We start from the raw sequence: 16,976 nt of genomic DNA, 5'->3' as shown, positions 1-16,976 counted from the left end.
GCTTCGTGGTCTTGTTTTGTTTTTTTTTTTTTACTCTCTGGGTCGGCGGATGTGGGGGGGGCCCTCTCCAGTCCCGGGCGGGCCGGGGGGCCGCCCCCCCCCCGCTTCCGGGTTCGGCACGAAGACTAAAAGCTTCGCCCGATCGAGTAATGCCGTCTCAGCACGTGGACGGCGTGCGCGCACTCACAGAATCGGCTGCGGCGCGTACTGCGCGGCGTCCGGGAATCGCTTGAGCACGTCCTCGACGCGCGCCGCGACTTCTTCGACCTGACGCGGGGCCACGCCGGTGAACGAGATCCGGTCGGCGAGGAGTTCGTCCAGGTCAGCGCGGTCGAGCGGGAGGCGTTCGTCGGCCGCGAGCCGGTCGAGGAGGTCGTTCTCCGCGCCGCGTTCGCGCATCGCGAGGGCGACGCCGACGGCGTTCTCCTTGATGGCCTCGTGAGCCGTCTCACGCCCGACGCCCCGGCGCACCGACGCCATGAGCACCTTCGTGGTCGCGAGGAACGGGAGATAGCGATCAAGCTCACGCTCGACCACGGCCGGGAACGCGCCGAATTCGCCGAGCACGGTGAGGAAGGTCTCGAGCAGGCCGTCGAGCGCGAAGAACGCGTCCGGCAGCGCGACGCGGCGCACCACGGAATCCGAGACATCGCCCTCGTTCCACTGGTCGCCGGCCAGTTCGCCGATCATCGACAGGTAACCGCGCAGCACCACCGCGAGGCCGTTCACGCGCTCGCAGGATCGGGTGTTCATCTTGTGCGGCATGGCCGACGACCCGACCTGGCCCGGTTTGAAGCCCTCGGTGACCAGCTCGTGCCCGGCCATCAGCCGGATCGTCTTGGCGAGGCTGGACGGCGCGGCGGCGAGCTGGACCACAGTGGACAGCACGTCGAAGTCGAGCGAGCGCGGGTACACCTGGCCGACGCTGACGAACCGGTTGCCGAAGCCGAGGTGCTCGGCGATCCGCGATTCCAGCTGGTCCAAAGTGGACTCGTCGCCGAGCAGGTCGAGCATGTCCTGCGCGGTGCCGACCGGACCCTTGATGCCGCGCAGCGGGTAACGCTCGATCAGGTTGTCCAGCCGGGAGAACGCGACGAGCAGCTCGTCGGCGGCGGTCGCGAAGCGCTTGCCGAGCGTGGTCGCCTGCGCGGCGACGTTGTGCGAGCGGCCGGCCATCACCAGGTCGGAGTGCTCGACGGCGAGCGCGGCCAGCCGCGACAGCACTGCCGCGACGCGGCTGCGGACCAGCTCCAGCGAGCGCAACTGCTGCAGCTGCTCGACGTTCTCGGTGAGGTCGCGCGAGGTCATGCCCTTGTGCACGTGCTCGTGCCCGGCGAGGGCGTTGAACTCCTCGATCCGGGCCTTCACGTCGTGCCGGGTCACGCGTTCGCGGGCGGCGATCGATTCGAGATCGACCTGCTCGACCACGCGCTCGTAGTCTTCGACCACGCCTTCGGGCACCTCGACGCCCAGCTCGGCCTGAGCCCGCAGCACGGCGAGCCACAGCCGCCGCTCGAGCACGACCTTGCGTTCGGGCGACCAGAGCGCCACCAGCTCAGGCGAGGCGTAGCGGGCGGCGAGCACGTTCGGAATGCTGGGCTTGAGCGTCACGGGGCCACGATACCTGCGCAGGTCAGCGGGGCGGTCACCACTCCGTGAGGCTGCCGTCGGGAAGCCGCCACACCGGCGACCGCCACTCGTGGCCCACCTCGTCGGCTCGGCGGACGGCCTCCTCGTCCACCTCGATACCGAGACCAGGCGCGGTCGGGCGCGCGGCATACCCGTCGACGAAGCGGAACAACGCGTCGTCGGCGAGATACGCGACCGGCTCGCGGCCGTCGTGATAGTGCATGCCGAGGCTTTGTTCCTGGATCAGGAAGTTCGGCGTCGCGAACGCCACCTGCAGCGCGGCGGCCAGCGAGATCGGGCCGAGCGGGCAGTGCGGGGCGAGGTTCGCGCCGTACACCTCGGCCTGCGCGGCGATGCGGCGCAGTTCCGAGATGCCGCCCGCGTGCGACGGGTCCGGCTGCACCACGGCGACGCCCGCGTCCAGCACCGGTTTGAATTCCCAGCGCGAGAACAGCCGTTCCCCGAGCGCGATCGGGACCGTGGAGGCCTCGACCACCGATTTCAGCACGTCGGCGGGCAGTTCCGGCAGCACCGGCTCCTCGACGAACATCGGCTGTACTTCTTCGAGCATCTTCACCAGCCGTCGCGCCATCGCGGGCGAGACGCGGCCGTGGAAGTCGATCGCCAGGTCGCGGTCGGGTCCGAGCGCCTCGCGGGCCTCCCGGGCGCGGGCCAGCACGGCCTGCGCTTCGGCAGGCGTGGCGATCGGTCCAAGCGGGCCGGCGACGTTCATCTTCACTGCGGTAAAGCCACGCTCGACCTGCGCAGACACCGCGTCGAAGATCCCCGACGGACGGTCTCCGCCAACCCACGAATACACCCGCACGCGATCACGCACCGGGCCGCCGAGCAGCTCGTGCACCGGGGCGTTCCGCGCCTTCCCCGCGATGTCCCACAGCGCCTGGTCGAACCCGGCGAGCGCGCTCGACAGCACTGGGCCGCCGCGATAGAAACCGCCGCGGCGCAGGACCTGCCAGTGGTCCTCGATGCGCAGCGGATCCTTCCCGACGACCAGCTCGGCCAGCTCGTGCACGGCCGCGCGAACGGTCCCGGCGCGGCCTTCCACGACCGGTTCGCCCCAGCCGGCGATGCCCTCGTCGGTGCTGACCTTCAGGAACAACCAGCGCGGCGCGACCAGGAAGGTCTCGACCCCGGTGATCTGCACAGTGCCTCCAAACGGACTAAGCGGAATCCTTAGCGGCCGACCAGCCGCCGTCGACAATCAGCTCGGCGCCCGTGACAAACGACGCCGCGGGCGAGAGCAGGAACGCGATCACCGCGGCGATTTCGGCCGGATCGCCGAGCCGTCCGGCGGGCGTCGCGCGGACGCTGCGTTCGCGGTCCTCCGCGCTGATCCGGTCCCACGCTTCGGTCTCGACCGGGCCGGGAAGCACCGAATTCACCCGGACTTCCGGTGCGTACTCGACGGCCAATTGCCGGGCCAGAGACACCAAAGCGCCCTTGCTGGCCGCGTAAGCCGGGTGTCCGGGCAGGCCGAACCGCGCGTGCACCGAGGAAACCAACACCACTGAGCCGCGCCGAGATCGCAGCGACGGCAGACAGGTCCGCACGGCCAGGTACGACGCGGTGAGATTGACGTCCAGCTGTCGTTGCCATTGCGCGCGGTCGGTTTCGTGCAGCGGGCCCGAAGTTGGCAGATATGCGTTGCTGACCACGGCGTCGACTTCGCCGGCAAGATCGAGAACTCGTTGCCACGTCTCGTCTTCGGTCACATCGCCCTGCACGCCGCCGGACACCGGGGCGAGGTCGACGCCGATCACCCGGTAGCCGTCGGCTTCGAGCTGAAGGGCGGTCGCGGCTCCGATCCCGGACGCCGCGCCGGTCACCACGGCAGTGCGCATGGTTCGGAAGCATGCCGGGACGCCTGCGACCCCGTCAAGAATAATTAGTAATTTATAATTTGCCTGCTAGGCTGGCAGCCATGGGATACCGGTGGGAGATCACGCGCGAAGCGGTGCGCCAGGGCGTCGTCGGGATCGTGCGGACAGCGGACGCCGCCTCGGCCGTCGCCGCCGCGCGGGCGGTGCTCGACGCGGGGTTGAAGTCGGTCGAAGTCCCGCTCACGAACGCGGGCGCGCTCGTCGCGATCGAGGAGCTGGCCGCCGCGTATCCGGACGCCACGATCGGGGCGGGCACGGTGCTCGACGAGTCGTCCGCGACGGCCGCGATCCGTGCGGGGGCCCAGTTTCTCGTGTCACCGTCGTTGCACACCGAGGTGTTGCGTACCGCTCATCGGTACGGCGTCGCGGCGCTGCCGGGCACCGGTTCGGTCACCGAAATCGTGCGCGCGATGGAGGAAGGTGCTGACGCCGTAAAGGTTTTCCCGGCTTCCGCGCTCGGTCCGCAATGGATTAAGGACGTACGCGCCGCGCTTCCGCAGGCTCCGCTGGTGCCGACGGGTGGAATCGCTCCCGAGGACGTGCCACTCTGGCTCGACGCGGGCGCGGTCGCCTGCGGGATCGGGTCGGCGCTGACCCGTGGTTCGTCGGAGGACATCCGGGCCAGAGTGGCCGCATTGGTGAGGGAGAGCTCGTGAGCGACGTCGTACTCGTCGGCTGCCGTACCGCCGAAACCGGCGGAAACGGCACGGGAATCACGGTTTTCCGACGCTCCGGCGGCGAGCTGATCGCGGATTCGACGTTGCCGATGGTGTCGCCGACCTGGCTGACCCAGCATCCCGCGCTGCCGATGGTGTACGCGGTCAACGAGACGAGCTACGGCGAAATCACCTCCGTTTCGGTCGCCGACGGCCTGGTCGCGCTCGACGTGGTCGAATCCGGCGGGGCCAGCCCGTGCCACCTCGCGGTGACGCCGGACGGCCGATTCCTGTTGTGCGCCAACTACGGCGGCGGCAGCCTCGCCGTGTTCGCCCTGCGCCCGGACGGCCGGATCGACGGCCGCACGGACCTCGTGCAGCACACCGGGAGCGGGCCGCGCGCCGACCGGCAGGAAGGCCCGCACGTCCACATGGCGGTGTCCTCAGCGGACAGTTCCGTGGTGAGCGCCGTCGACCTCGGCACCGACGAGATCCGCAGCTACACCCTGTCGCCGGAAGGAAAACTGACTCCGCTGGCCGTTTCGTCGCTGCCGCCGGGAACGGGACCGCGGCAGCTCGTGCGCAGCACGGACGGAATCGCTTACGTGGCAGGAGAACTGTCCGGCGAGTTAATCACGATGCGGGAGACTTCGCCGGGAGCGTTCGAGTTCGTCGCGGCGACTCCGGCGACCGCGGCCGGCGGCGAATCCCTGGTAGCGCACCTGGAAGTGCTCGAATCCGGGATCTACCTGTCGAACCGCGGGCCGGAATGCATCACTTCGTTCGCCGGAGATCCGCTGCGCGCGACCGTCGACCAGCCGTGCGGCGCTTATCCGTGGAACTTCGCGGTGGCAGACGGAACATGCTACACCGCCGCGTTCCGGGACGACATCATTTCCGTCTTTCCGTTGAAAGACTTGGGAAACGCGGAGGTCCGCAAGTACCCGACCGGTTCCCCGACGTGCGTGCTCCCGCTCCGGTGACCGACCATCGCCCTCGCGGCCTGCACCGACAGACCGTGGAAACGCTCGCCGCGCGCATTCTGTCCGGCGAATGGCGTGAGGGCATGGTGCTGGACCTTCCGGCGCTGCGCGAGGAGCTGGACATCAGTCTCACTGCGCTGCGCGAAGCGTTGAAGGTGTTGGCAGCAAAGGGGATGATCGGCGCGCGGCAGAAGCACGGTACCTTTGTGCAACCGCGCGAGAACTGGCAGCTTCTCGACGCCGACGTCATGCGCTGGCAAACCACCGCGCGCGGAAACGCCGGTCTGCTGGACGAATTGGCCGAGGTCCGCGCCGTGGTCGAACCCGCCGCGGCACGGATGGCAGCGGAACGCGCGACCGCCGAAGACCTTGCCGCGCTTGAGTCCGCACTCGATGCGATGGTCGCGGCACCGGATCTGGAAGCGAGTATCGAGGCGGATCTGGCGTTTCACCGCGGCCTGTTGACCGCCGCGCACAACAACTTCCTGCTCCAGATCGAACGCGTCATCGCGATCGGCCTGGCGGAGCGGGACAAACTCGTCCACAGCGCCGGCCCCACCGACGATCCGGTGCCGAGCCACCGCCGGGTGCTGGACGCCATCGCCGCGCACGACCCGGTCGGCGCGGAGACCGCGATGCTGGAGCTGCTGGTGAAATCGGCCGCCGACGCCAAGAGGACCGGTCAGGAAGTAAAAGCTCGCCGGTAAGCAGTCGGCGTGGTTCCGAGCGCGCGGCGGAAATGCACCCGCAGGTTGGCCGGGGTGCCGAGACCGCAGTCCCGCGCCACCCGGTCCACTGAATGTTCCGTGGACTCCAGCAGTTCCCGCGCTTTACCGAGCCGCGCGTTAAGCAGCCACTGCAACGGCGTCGTCCCGGTTTCCTCGGCGAAGCGGCGCAGGAAAGTCCGCTGCGACATCTCCGCGTGCCGGGCGAGCAGGCGAATGCTGAGCGATTCGTCCAGTCGCTGCAACGCCCATTCCCGCGTGGCGGACAGTGAAGCGTCGCCAGCGTCCGCGAGCGGAGCGGGGACGTACTGCGCCTGTCCGCCTTCCCGATGCGGAGCGGCGACCAGCCCGCGCGCGATTCGATTCGCGACCGCAGCGCCTAGGTCGCGGCGCACGATGTGCAGGCAGAGGTCGATGCCGCAGCAGACGCCGGCCGAGGTGAGCACGTCGCCCTCGTCAACGTAGAGGACGTCCCGATCGACCTGGACCGAGGGGTACGCCCGCTCGAATTCGTCGATATATTCCCAATGCGTCGTCGCGTGCAGGCCGTCGAGAATTCCGGCCGCGGCCAGCGCGAACGCGCCGGTGCAGATGGACACCACTCGCCGCCCCCGGTCGCGCGCCTCGGCCAGCAGCTCGACCGCCGCTTCCGGGGTCTCCCGGATCGGGTCGTAGCCCGGCACGATCACCGTGTTCGCCGCGCGCAGCTCGTCGATCCCGCCTTCGGCCGCCAGCTCGAACCCGGCGCTGGTGGCGACCTTCGGGGCGAGCGCGCACAGCGTCATGTCGTAATGCGTTTGCGGCCGGGCGTGAAACACCTGCGCCGGGATCGCCAAGTCGAGCGGCAGGACCCCGTCGAGTGCCAGCACCGCGACTCGATGCACCGTCATGGCAAGATTCTATCGAAGTACGGCAAACTTGCCACTCGCCAGGTCAGGACGTTGCGGGCCAGGGTTGAAGGCATGACCGAACTCCTTCCGGACGCGGTTGCCACCCTGCCCGCGACTCCGCTGGCGGACGCCGTCATCGAGGTCGTCCGACCGCTGGAATCGCGGTCGGTGTTCAACCACAGCGTCCGCACCTACCTGTTCGCCCGGCTGGTCGCCAATCGGCTCGCTCTGTCCGGCTACGACGACGACCTGCTCTTCGCCGCGTGCGTCATGCACGACATCGGCGTGGCGCCGGACGGCCCGCACGTGGAACGCTTCGAGGTCGAAGGTGCCGAACGCGCGGCGGGCTTCCTTGTCAAGCAAGGGATTCCCGTCGCGGACGCCGACCAGGTCTGGCAAGCCATCGCCCTGCACACCTCCCCAGGGATCGTGCAGCACCGCGGCCAACTGTGTGTGCTCGTCCACGCCGGGGTCGCCGTCGACTTCGGCGGCCCGATCGGCGCCGAGTACGTCGAAGCCGTCACCGACGAGCAGGCCGCGACGATCCACGCCGCTTACCCCCGGCTGGAGATGGTCCGCTCGCTCACTGACGCGATCGTCGCGCAGGCCGCGAAAAACCCGAAAAACGCGCCCGTGCCGTCCACTCCCGCTGATTTCTTGCGCGAGCGTGCGGCCGACGGCGAAACCCGGTTGGAGCGTGCTGCCCGCACCTCCCGCTGGGGCAACTGAGAAAGGAATCCCCATGCACTCCGTCAAAATCCCCGAGGACTCCGAGGTTTTCGGGCCGTCCGGGGCGTCCGCCTTCACCCGCTTCGGTTACTCGGCCGCGGTCCGCGCGGGAAACCTCCTGTTCATCGCGGGGACGATCGGCCGCCGCCCGGACGGGGCGATCGCGGAAACCATCGAGGAACAGACCGAGATCGCGCTCCGCCGGATCGAGGAAATCCTCCGCCTGGAAGGGCTCGACCTCTCCGCGCTGGTCGACATCACGAGCTATCACGTCGACATCCACCAGCACCTGCCCGGTTTCCTGGAGGCCAAGAAGCGCCTCGTGACCGCCGAGCCTTATCCGGCGTGGTCGATGATCGGCGTCAGCGGGCTCGCCAGCCCGGGGCTGCTGATCGAAATCCGCGCCACCGCGGCGTATCCGGGCTGACTGTCCTCAATGGACTCCGGCGGACTCCGCGAGCGCGGTCCGCAGCATCCGCCCGGCGGCGGCGCGCGGGGCCGGGTCGACCGCGATCAGCGCGTTGACCACGGCCCCGTCCACGAGCGCGACCAGCCGGTCCAGCTCGTCCTTGGCCACCGGCGTCCCGGAGCGGGCGAAGATCTCCGTCAGCAGTTCGTTGAGCTGCTGGGACAACGTCCGCATCAACGGCCGCAGGTACGGCCGCCGTCCCGTGGCGACCAGGCGTTCGTAGCGCAGCAGGACCGCCTCGGCGTCGGCTTCCGGGTCGCCGCTCTGCGGGCCGAGCAGCATGTCCAGCACGAGTTCCACGGTCGCCTGCACGCCCCGGTTCCGGGTCGTCAGGTCGTCGAGCTGCCGTCGCCCGTTGGCCAGTTCGGTCTGCCCGTGGTGCTCCACCGCGGCGGTGACGAGCTCTTCCAGCGAGTCGAAGTAGTACGTCGTGGACGCAAGCGGCAGGCCGGCCCGCTCGGCGACCGCCCGGTGCCGGACCGCGTCGAAGCCGCCCTCGGCCAGCAGCTCAGCGGCGGCCTCGACGAGCGCTGCCCGTCGTCGCTCGCCCTTGGGGGTGGTGGCTGCTGCCGTCATGTCCGGTCATTCTGCCAGCCGCCCCGGAGGCCGCCGATCAGAACCGGGTGGCCAGCGAAGCGGCGAAGCGCGCCAGGTCGGTTGCGTACGGTGCCTGATGCCCGGACGTCCCCGGCACGCTGACCAGCACGAGAGTCCCTCCGCTGCCAGTTTGCTGACGCACAGTGACGGCTCCAGCCGGTTGCGTGGGCACATTCACCGCGGCACCGCGGGCGAACACCGCCGCGCCGATCGTCCCGTCCGGAAACGGGAACCCCGCGCCGCGCGACGACGTCGTACAAACGCTGCCTGGGGAAGCCTGCGCGGCGTTCAAGTGGCCTGGGAGCTCGCCAGCGAGGGCAGTGGCGAGCTCCCAGTCCACCCGTCCGCACCCGGAGGTGCCTTCGACCCGAGGGCCGGTCCTCCCGGTTTCGCCGGCTCCCTGCCGAGACGGCTGACCCGGGAAGTCATCCCCATTGCTGAAAGGACGCGCCGCCGACCCGCCGGGTTGCACTGGCGCGGCCGCGGAATTCGCCATCGAATCAGACTTCTCGCTCGAAATTCCCACAATTCCCCAGGTGCCGAACCCGGCGGCCACCACTACGGCCGCGGTGCCGGCGGTGATCCGGTTGCGCCGGCGCACCGTCTCGCGCTTGGAGCGGCGCACCACGTCGTCCACCGAGAACGTCGGGGGCGGCACCTCGCCGGGAGCGGCGGAGAACAACGTCTCGGCTTCCCGCTCATCCATTGGTCTCCACCTCCCGTTCCAGCACCTGGCGCAGGTTCGCCAGCCCGCGCGCCGTTTGACTCTTCACGTTGCCTTCGCTGCAGCCCAGCGCCGTCGCCGCGGCCCCGACGTCCAGTCCGTCGAAGAACCGCAGCACCAGCACCGCCCGCTGCTTCGGCGGCACTTCCTTCAACGCCGCGAGCAGGTCCTCGCGCGTCGCGACGCGTTCGGCGAGCCCCGGTCCGTCGTCCACGGGCTCCGGCAGCACTTCGGTCTGCCGCTCCCGCCGCCACGGACGGCGAGACTCGTCGATGACCGCGCGCACCAGCGTCTTGCGCACGTACGCGTCGGTCGCCGCGCGGTCTCTGATCTTCTTCCACCTCCGGTGCAACGCGACGAACGCCGTCTGCGCGAGGTCGTCGGCTTTGTGCCAATCCCCGCACATCAAGTAGGCCGTCCGGCGCACGGCGTCCCTCCTCGCGGCGAAGTACTCCGCGAACTCCTGTTCGTCGCGCTGGTCCACGCGCTTTGCAGCTCCGCTCTGGCCATGTCCGGTGAAGGGACGGATCCGGGGGCGTCCACGGTTGCACGTCCGGCCGGAGACGTTCCACCCCCCGTCGCATTGATGCCGCGCCCACCTGTGTGATGTGATCGGACTGTGACCATGACTGGGCAGCTGATCGACTTCCGTTCCGACACCGTCACCCGCCCGGACGCGATCATGCGCGCGGCCATGGCCGAGGCCGAGGTCGACGACAACGTCATCGGCACCGACCCGACCATCGCCGAGCTGGAGCGCCGGGCCGCGCAGACGCTCGGCATGCCCGCCGCCCTGTGGACGCCGAGCGGGACGATGGCGAACCTGATCGCGCTGAGCGTCCACCTGCGGCGCGGCGACCGGTTCCTCGCCACCCGCGGCGCGCACGTGCTCACCAACGAACTCGGTTCGGCCGCCTGGCTGGCCGGCGGCATGCCGGACATCCTCGAACACGACGCGGGCCCCGGCCGGTGCCTGCCGGAGACGCTCGAAGCCGCGATCGGCAACCCCGGCCCGTACTTCACGCTCCGCACCACGCTGTTGTGCCTGGAGAACACCCACAACGCGGCCGGCGGCGCGGTCACTCCGCCGGACGAGCACGCGCAACTGCTGTCCGTCGCGAAGCAGGCCGGGCTCACCGTGCACCTTGACGGCGCGCGAATCTGGCACGCGGCCGTCGCGCTGCAGGTGCCGCCCGCCGCGCTGACGGTCGGCGTGGACTCCGTGTCGGCGTGCTTCAGCAAGGGCCTCGGCGCGCCGGTCGGCTCGGTCGTCGCGGGCAGCGTCGAGTTCGTCGAGCAGGCCCGCCGGATGCGGCAGATGCTCGGCGGCGGAGTGCGTCAGGGCGGGGTACTCGCCGCGGCGTGCCTCGTCGCGCTGGACCGCGTCGACGAACTGGCCGAGACGCACGAGTTCGCGAAGCGGCTGGCAGACGGCCTTTCCGAGCACGGCTGGGACGTGCGAACGCCGGACACCAATATCGTTCTGGCCGGGGTGCCGGACGTGCCGACCGCGCTGAACTGGCTCGGCTCGCTCGGCATTCAGGCTCTGCCCATGGCGGGCAAGGTCCGGTTCGTGACGCACCGGGACCTGTCGTCCGCTGACATCACCGAAGCACTGCACCGGATCAAGGCCGGTGCCTGACCCCTGGGGGACTCGGGTGACCAACTGGATCGTTTTCGACTACGGCGAGGTGCTCAGCGTCCGCACCACCGCGGTGCCGAAGCTGGCCGCCGCCATGGGCGTCTCGCTCGAGACGTTCGAGCCGGTGTACTGGAGCGTGCGCGACGCGTACGACCGCGGCTGCCCTGACCTGGAGTACTGGACGTCGATCGGCGACCAGGTGGGCGCGAAGGTGGACGACGCGCTGTCGGCCGAACTGACCGCGCTCGACGTCGCGGGCTGGGGACAGCTCGCGCCGGGATCGCTGGACCTGCTGCGGTCGCTGTCCGAGGCCGGCGCCTCGCTCGCATTGCTGTCGAACGCGCCGTCGGCGTTCGGCGTCTGGGTGCGCGAGCAGGAGTGGTCGAAGCTGTTCAAGCACACGCTGTTCTCCGGAGACGTGAAGGTCGCGAAGCCGGACGCCGAGATTTTCCAGCTGCTGCTGGACAAACTGGGTGCGAAGCCGGACGAGTGCCTGTTCTTCGACGACCGCCAGATCAACATCGACGGCGCCCGCGCGGTCGGACTCCGCGCGCACCTGTGGGACGGCGCCGAAGCCGCCCGCGCGGCGCTGGCCTGAGCCGTGAACGGCTCCCGCACCTGCGCGGTGCGGGAGCCGTCGAGTGCTCAGTATGGTTCGGCGCCGGTCAGCGGCTGATGCGCTTCGACTGCTTCTTCCCGGTGATCGCCCCGTAGGCCGCGGTGCCCAGGAACAGCACCCCGCCGATGATGCCGATCCACAGCACGGCCTTGAACACGAAGCCGATCACTGACCCGAGCACCATGAAGGCGATCCAGGCCACGACGAGCGCTCCGACGATCTTCCAGAACATGGCTCCTCCGATGCCGTTTCCGCGCCACGTCGGCCCGGTGCCCTCCAGCGTGCCATCCGTGCGACGGAAACTCTCTCCATCCTGCCAACGTTCAGGGTCTTTTCCGGGTTCCCCCTGAACCAGCTTTCCTGGTCGTCTCGTCCAGCGGGTCCGGCTCGGGCTCCGCCGGAGCGGCCGGCTGGCAGGTCGCGGAGCAACCCGACCCCCTTGGTCACCGGACCGGCCGAGACATCACGGAATGCGGTTTTTACGGCTTTACGACTGTCCGTTGAAAGGCACCTACTATCGGCCCGTTGTTCATTCGGCACCCCGGACCAATTATTAATGGTGAATTATTCACCACTGAGTCGGGAGCAAAATCAATGCGCAAGAAATTGATCGCAGGCGGTGTCTTCGCCGTCGCGCTCGCCCTCACCGCCGGTGGAACTGCCACCGCGCAGCAGTTCTCCGCCGCCCCCGCGGCCACCGGTGGTCCGACGGTGAAAAACGCCTGTGCGCAGGTGCGCGCGGCAGGCCGCATGTCCTGCTTCGCACAGGTGCGCACTGACATCAAGCAGGCCCGGCGCGCCCCCGGCGCCGCTCCTTCCGGCTACGGCCCCGCAGAGCTGCAAGCCGCCTATCAGCTGAAGGCCGACGGCGGTGCGGGCCAGACGATCGCCGTCACCGAGTCCGGCGATTACCCCTCTCTCAAAGCGGATTTGGCCGCCTACCGCAAGCAGTTCGGATTGCCCGCCGGCGACGTGCAGATCGTGAACGAAGACGGCCAGGAGAGCCCGCTGCCGGCCGCCGACCCGGACTGGGCCGTCGAGACCGCGCTGGACGTCGACATGATCGCGGCGACCGCGCCGAACGCCAAGATCCTCGTGGTCGAGGCCAAGCAGGCCAGCACCGACGACCTGGGCAAGGCGGTGGACACCGCGGTCAAGCTCGGCGCGAAGTTCGTCTCCAACAGCTGGGGCGGCGACGAGTCCGAGGGCGGCGCGGGCGACGCGCACTTCAATCACCCCGGCGTGGCGATCACCGCGTCCAGCGGTGACAACGGCTACGGCGCGAGCTGGCCGGCGTCCTCCCCGTACGCCGTCGGCGTCGGCGGCACGACCCTGACGAACAGCGGCGGCTCGTACACCGAGACCGCGTGGAAGGGCGCGGGCTCGGGTTGCTCCAGCTACGCGGCGAAGCCCGCTTTCCAGACCGCCGCGACCGGCTGCGACAAGAAGGCCATCGCGGACGTCTCCGCGGTCGCCGACCCGGCCACCGGTGTCGCGGTGTATGACACCTTCCAGCAGAGCGGTTGGCAGGTCGTCGGCGGCACCAGTGCTTCGTCGCCGATCATCGCGAGCGTCTACGCCGATGCCGGCACCCCCGGTGCGCAGGACTGGCCCGCCCAGTACCCGTGGTCGCACACCGACCAGCTGACCGACGTCACCTCGGGCAGCAACGGCAGCTGCGACACCAAGCAGTGGTGCAACGCGGGCACCGGCTGGGACGGCCCGACCGGGCTGGGCACCCCGAAGGGCACCGCCGCCTTCACCAAGTAAGAATCGACAATTTCAGATAGTTCACCTTAATCGGGCATAATAGCGACCAGCGGTCGGGCGGAACAAATACGACGTTCCCCCCGATCGCTTGTCGTTACCTTTTTCTAGCCCCCTTCACTCGATAGGGTTCCGAACGAGGGAAGGTGCCACCGGCACGGGGAGTCGCAGCGGAGGTGACGCGCGTTTGACGCTCCACGATTATTCGGACGCACGGCACAGTCCCGACCAGCGGAACAATTTCGACTCCCTCGACCCGGCCGGGCCCTCCTTCGCCGACACGCTGCGCGGCGCGATCGATGCCAGCGGCCTCACCCTGGAACGCATCCGGGCCAGGCTGACCGAGCGCGGAAGCCGGGTCAGCCTGGCGACGCTGAGCAACTGGCAGTCCGGCAGTCGCCAGCCCGAACAACGCCGGTCGATAGAAGCGGTGCGCCAGCTCGAGAACGTCCTCGAACTGCCGATGGGCAGGCTGTCCGGCAGGCTGGGACCGCCCCGGCCGAGGGGCAGGCAAGTCGCCGCCGAGGAGTCCGCGGTGCCCGACGAGCAGTGGCTGGACTCCAGTGGTCTGTCGGCACTGATGACCGACGCCGACATCGCACCGCAGAACGGACTGCGCCGGATCAGCTTGCACCTGCGCTGTCACCTCGACTCCGGCCGGGCTGTGCACCGGATCAGCTACCGGCACGTCCTGCGGGCCGAACGGGACGGCCTCAGCCACGACCTCAACCTGCTGGAACTCTCTCCTGGCACCCGACGGCGGCCGACGCTCATCTCGACGCACAACTGCAGGCTGGGCCGCCAGTCGGTGAGCGAAGAGAAGCACCTGATGATCAACGAACTGCTCTTCGACAGTGCGCTCCGCCGTGGCGAAACCGTGGTCATCGAATACGAGATCGAGCTGTACCCCGAGCCGGGACAGCCGTCCGACAACAGCTGGACCGCCAGTTTCCGGCTGCCCATCCAGGAATTCCTGATCGAGGCCCAGTTCGGTCCCGGCGCCGTCCCAGTCCGCTGCCGGGAGGTCCGCCGCCCGTTCAGCGATCCGACCCCGACCGAACGACCTGTGCGCATCAGCGAATCGGCCAACACGCACGCCGTCATGCTCGGACTGCGCGCCGGGAGGTACGGGCTCGAATGGGACTGGCCCGAGCAGCACGGCTGACCGGACCGGTCAAGCCCGCGCGGCGGAACCACGCTGCCTCGACGCACCAGCAGGTCAGCGGCCGACGGCCAGAGATCTCCGGGTTCCCCTGACCGGTTTCACCCCAGCCAGCCGCCGAGCCGACGCAGCCCCTCGGTCACGTCCTCGGTCGCGCCGGCGAAGGAAAACCGCACGTAGCGGCCGCCGTCGACCGGGTCGAAGTCGATTCCCGGAGTGATCGCGAGTCCGGTGTCGGCGAGCAGGCGCTGGCACCAGCTGAGGCTGTCGGTGGTGTGCTCGGAGACGTCGGCGTAGGCGTAGAACGCGCCGTCGGCGGGGGCGAGCTTGTCGAGGCCGATCTCGCGCAGACCGGCGAAGAGCAGGTCGCGGTTGCGCCGGTAATGCTCGACGTGCGCGTCCGCTTCGGCGTAGGACTCCGGGGTGAACGCCGCGACGGCCGCGTACTGCGAAACCGCGGGCGGGCAGATGGTGAAGTTGCCGGTCAGGACGTCGACCGCGCGGTGCAGCCGCTGCGGCACCAGCATCCAGCCGAGCCGCCAGCCGGTCATCGCGAAGTACTTCGAGAACGACCCGAGCACCAGCGCTTCCCGGCCGTACTGCCAGGCGCAATCGAGCTGCTTGCCATACGAGATGCCGTGGTAGATCTCGTCGCTGATCAACTGCACGCCGTGCGACGCGCACCAGCCGGAAATCGCGGCCAGCTCACCCGGCGGCAGCACGGTCCCGGTGGGGTTGCTGGGACTCGCGACGATGAGCCCGTCGATCGGCCCGAGCCGGTCGAGCTGCTCGACGGTCGGCTGGAAATTCGTCTCGGCCGTGGTGGCGAACTCGACGACCTCGCAGCCGAGGACGTTCAGCAGATTCCGGTAGGCCGGATAGCCCGGACGGGCCATCGCGACCCGCGCGCCCGGGTCGAACGCGCTCAGGAACGACAGCAGAAACCCGCCGGACGAGCCGGTGGTCATGACGACGTCGGACGCGGCCACGTCGACGTCGTAGGTGCGCCGGTAATGCCCGGCGACGGCTTCGCGCAGCTCAGGAATGCCGAGCTGCTCGGTGTAGCCGAGGGTGTGCTGTTTGAGCGCTTCCTGGGCGGCTTCGAGCACCGCCGCCGGAGCGGGCACGGACGGCTGCCCAGCGGCCAGCGAAATGAGGTCGCCGTGGCTGCGCTGCCGGGCCTGAGCCGCGGACAGCACGTCCATCACGTGAAAAGGAGGCACGCCTGCCCGCAACGCGGGCCCGCCGAAAGCACCGATGTCGACCATGCGGCCAGGCTAACCGGCGGAACCGCGTGCGGGGTGAGCCGTCAGTAACCGCGGTACGCGCCGCCGTGCGCCATCGCCGCGATGCCCGGGACGTTGGACATCGAGCCGTACCGGTCGAGCGAGTACCGGACTCCCGCGATGATGTTGTCGACCGGGTTGTAGATGTTGTCGTGGCCGGGCAGCTTGTGCGCGTTGAACGTCGAGTCGATGCACTGCATCAGGCCCTTGGACGGATGGCCCGCGGCGGCATTGGAATCCCAGTTGTTGATCGCGTTCGGATTGCCGCCGGACTCGTGCTGGATGATCGCCCAGATGTTCTTGATGTCCGCGTCGGTCACGTTCACGCCCGCGGCCTGCAGTGCCTTGATGGCTTCCTGGATCCACTGCTGAACATTGCCGGGCGGAGGCGAGGAGGGCGGACCGCCGCTCGGGCCGAGACCACCGCCGCCACCGGACGCGCCGCCACCGCCACCGCCGCCGTGGTGGCCGCCACCGCCGCCACTTCCGCCACCGCCGTGTCCGGTGTGCAGACCGCCGGTGCTCTGCGGGACGGTGCCGTCCGAGTTGGGCAGCGGGACCTTCGAGTAGCCGCCCTCGATCTGGGTCTTCATCAGATCCTGCGACTTCTTGACCATGTCGTCGGCCTGCTTCAGCAGCGGGTCGATGGTCTGCTCGGCAGTCGTGGCGTCCGTTTGGTTGGCCTTGTTCGCGGCGTCGATGATCGACTGCGACGTCGGGCTGGGCGGCGGGCCCTTCTTGTCCGACTTGTCGTTGGCGTACGCCGCCTCGGCCGCCTGCGCCTTCTGCGCTTTGTCCGACTCTTCCTTGATCCGCTTGTCGATATTCGTCTTGGCGGTGTTGAAGGCCTCGGTGACCTTGCTTTTGATCCCGCCGAGGTCAGACGACAGCTGCGTCAGGTCCTTGCCGACGTCGTCAAGATGCCCCTGCACCTTGTCGCCCGCCTTGGTGATCTGCGTGACGTACTCGACGAAGGAGTCCGCCGCCGGACCTTCCCACACTCCGCCTGACAACGACTTCGTGGAATTGTTCAGCGCGGCACTGTGGTCGCCCGCCTGCTTCGCGGCGTCGGTGAACTGCTTCCCGGCGTCGCTGATCACGCCCGGGTTGATCTTGTCGACCTTCTTAGCTTTATCGACAATGCCGTTCCAGTTCGGCGGATAGTCGATCAGCGCCATGCTCTAGCCCCCTCGTGCC

Annotated in this window: 19 protein-coding genes; 9 read left to right on the top strand and 10 right to left on the bottom strand. The window is 69.1% G+C overall.

All coding sequences use genetic code 11. The annotated features are described in order from the left end of the window. Positions 1-183 precede the first annotated feature (183 nt). From purB to ACFXI3_RS31990, 3 genes are read right to left on the bottom strand one after another with little or no spacing between them, the layout of a single operon-like run. Positions 184-1,611, bottom strand: a complete 1,428-nt coding sequence (gene purB, locus ACFXI3_RS32000) for an adenylosuccinate lyase (protein WP_378404571.1) — start codon at positions 1,609-1,611, stop codon at positions 184-186. A gap of 34 nt (positions 1,612-1,645) precedes the next feature. Next, complete coding sequence (gene dgoD, locus ACFXI3_RS31995) at positions 1,646-2,794, bottom strand: galactonate dehydratase (RefSeq protein WP_378404569.1); 1,149 nt, start codon at positions 2,792-2,794, stop codon at positions 1,646-1,648. A gap of 16 nt (positions 2,795-2,810) precedes the next feature. Next, positions 2,811-3,491, bottom strand: a complete 681-nt coding sequence (locus ACFXI3_RS31990) for an SDR family NAD(P)-dependent oxidoreductase (RefSeq protein WP_378404567.1) — start codon at positions 3,489-3,491, stop codon at positions 2,811-2,813. A gap of 80 nt (positions 3,492-3,571) precedes the next feature. Between ACFXI3_RS31990 and ACFXI3_RS31985 the strand changes: the two genes are divergently transcribed. From ACFXI3_RS31985 to ACFXI3_RS31975, 3 genes are read left to right on the top strand one after another with little or no spacing between them, the layout of a single operon-like run. Then, positions 3,572-4,186 carry a bifunctional 4-hydroxy-2-oxoglutarate aldolase/2-dehydro-3-deoxy-phosphogluconate aldolase gene (locus tag ACFXI3_RS31985; protein WP_344266362.1) on the top strand — a complete coding sequence of 205 codons (615 nt, stop codon included), beginning with the start codon at positions 3,572-3,574 and terminating at the stop codon, positions 4,184-4,186. Beyond that, complete coding sequence (locus ACFXI3_RS31980) at positions 4,183-5,169, top strand: lactonase family protein (protein ID WP_378404565.1); 987 nt, start codon at positions 4,183-4,185, stop codon at positions 5,167-5,169. Before ACFXI3_RS31985 ends, ACFXI3_RS31980 begins: the two co-directional genes overlap by 4 nt. Then, positions 5,166-5,876 carry a FadR/GntR family transcriptional regulator gene (locus tag ACFXI3_RS31975; protein WP_378404563.1) on the top strand — a complete coding sequence of 237 codons (711 nt, stop codon included), beginning with the start codon at positions 5,166-5,168 and terminating at the stop codon, positions 5,874-5,876. Before ACFXI3_RS31980 ends, ACFXI3_RS31975 begins: the two co-directional genes overlap by 4 nt. Here the strand turns inward: ACFXI3_RS31975 and ACFXI3_RS31970 are convergent. Continuing rightward, a complete protein-coding gene (locus ACFXI3_RS31970) occupies positions 5,852-6,784 on the bottom strand; it encodes a GlxA family transcriptional regulator (RefSeq protein ID WP_378404561.1) in 933 nt (310 codons plus the stop codon). The genes ACFXI3_RS31975 and ACFXI3_RS31970 overlap by 25 nt on opposite strands. A gap of 72 nt (positions 6,785-6,856) precedes the next feature. Here ACFXI3_RS31970 and ACFXI3_RS31965 point away from each other — a divergent pair, with 72 nt between their 5' ends. Further along, positions 6,857-7,513 (top strand): HD domain-containing protein, encoded by a 657-nt coding sequence (locus tag ACFXI3_RS31965; RefSeq protein WP_378404559.1) that lies wholly within the window; start codon positions 6,857-6,859, stop codon positions 7,511-7,513. A gap of 13 nt (positions 7,514-7,526) precedes the next feature. Then, positions 7,527-7,940 (top strand): RidA family protein, encoded by a 414-nt coding sequence (locus tag ACFXI3_RS31960; protein ID WP_378404557.1) that lies wholly within the window; start codon positions 7,527-7,529, stop codon positions 7,938-7,940. A 6-nt stretch (positions 7,941-7,946) separates the two neighbouring features. Here ACFXI3_RS31960 and ACFXI3_RS31955 read toward each other — a convergent pair whose 3' ends face one another. The 3 genes from ACFXI3_RS31955 to ACFXI3_RS31945 are packed head-to-tail and all read right to left on the bottom strand — an operon-like array spanning position 7,947 to position 9,787. Beyond that, positions 7,947-8,558 carry a TetR family transcriptional regulator gene (locus ACFXI3_RS31955; RefSeq protein ID WP_344266380.1) on the bottom strand — a complete coding sequence of 204 codons (612 nt, stop codon included), beginning with the start codon at positions 8,556-8,558 and terminating at the stop codon, positions 7,947-7,949. Positions 8,559-8,595: 37 nt separating this feature from the next. Continuing rightward, positions 8,596-9,285, bottom strand: a complete 690-nt coding sequence (locus ACFXI3_RS31950; RefSeq protein WP_378404555.1) for a hypothetical protein — start codon at positions 9,283-9,285, stop codon at positions 8,596-8,598. Continuing rightward, positions 9,278-9,787 (bottom strand): SigE family RNA polymerase sigma factor, encoded by a 510-nt coding sequence (locus ACFXI3_RS31945; RefSeq protein WP_354740876.1) that lies wholly within the window; start codon positions 9,785-9,787, stop codon positions 9,278-9,280. The genes ACFXI3_RS31950 and ACFXI3_RS31945 overlap by 8 nt, the downstream gene beginning before the upstream one ends. A gap of 141 nt (positions 9,788-9,928) precedes the next feature. Between ACFXI3_RS31945 and ACFXI3_RS31940 the strand changes: the two genes are divergently transcribed. Continuing rightward, on the top strand, positions 9,929-10,945 hold the full coding sequence (locus ACFXI3_RS31940) for a threonine aldolase family protein (protein ID WP_378404552.1): 1,017 nt from the start codon (positions 9,929-9,931) through the stop codon (positions 10,943-10,945). A 16-nt stretch (positions 10,946-10,961) separates the two neighbouring features. Next, positions 10,962-11,543 carry an HAD family phosphatase gene (locus ACFXI3_RS31935; protein WP_344266391.1) on the top strand — a complete coding sequence of 194 codons (582 nt, stop codon included), beginning with the start codon at positions 10,962-10,964 and terminating at the stop codon, positions 11,541-11,543. Positions 11,544-11,610: 67 nt separating this feature from the next. Here ACFXI3_RS31935 and ACFXI3_RS31930 read toward each other — a convergent pair whose 3' ends face one another. Next, positions 11,611-11,796, bottom strand: a complete 186-nt coding sequence (locus ACFXI3_RS31930; protein ID WP_344266394.1) for a hypothetical protein — start codon at positions 11,794-11,796, stop codon at positions 11,611-11,613. 362 nt (positions 11,797-12,158) lie between these two features. On the opposite strand from ACFXI3_RS31930, the gene ACFXI3_RS31925 reads away from it, so the two are divergent. Together ACFXI3_RS31925 and ACFXI3_RS31920 are read left to right on the top strand one after the other, a co-directional pair. After that, positions 12,159-13,334: a peptidase S8 gene (locus ACFXI3_RS31925; protein WP_378404550.1), complete on the top strand. Its 1,176-nt coding sequence runs from the start codon at positions 12,159-12,161 to the stop codon at positions 13,332-13,334. A 184-nt stretch (positions 13,335-13,518) separates the two neighbouring features. Then, a complete protein-coding gene (locus tag ACFXI3_RS31920) occupies positions 13,519-14,496 on the top strand; it encodes a hypothetical protein (protein WP_378404549.1) in 978 nt (325 codons plus the stop codon). Between the two features lie 98 nt (positions 14,497-14,594). On the opposite strand, the gene ACFXI3_RS31915 is transcribed toward ACFXI3_RS31920, so the two are convergent. Next, positions 14,595-15,761, bottom strand: a complete 1,167-nt coding sequence (locus ACFXI3_RS31915) for a pyridoxal phosphate-dependent aminotransferase (protein WP_378404547.1) — start codon at positions 15,759-15,761, stop codon at positions 14,595-14,597. A 41-nt stretch (positions 15,762-15,802) separates the two neighbouring features. Next, the gene (locus ACFXI3_RS31910) at positions 15,803-16,957 is read right to left on the bottom strand and encodes a transglycosylase SLT domain-containing protein (protein ID WP_378404545.1); all 1,155 of its coding nucleotides are present in this window, start codon (positions 16,955-16,957) and stop codon (positions 15,803-15,805) included. Positions 16,958-16,976: the final 19 nt, after the last annotated feature.

The sequence above is a fragment of the Amycolatopsis sp. NPDC059235 genome (genome assembly GCF_042754125.1).
In the GTDB taxonomy this organism is placed as follows: Bacteria; Actinomycetota; Actinomycetes; order Mycobacteriales; family Pseudonocardiaceae; genus Amycolatopsis; species Amycolatopsis albidoflava.
Note: the sequence above shows the minus strand (reverse complement) of the source record. Positions and strands in the feature narration are given on the sequence as shown.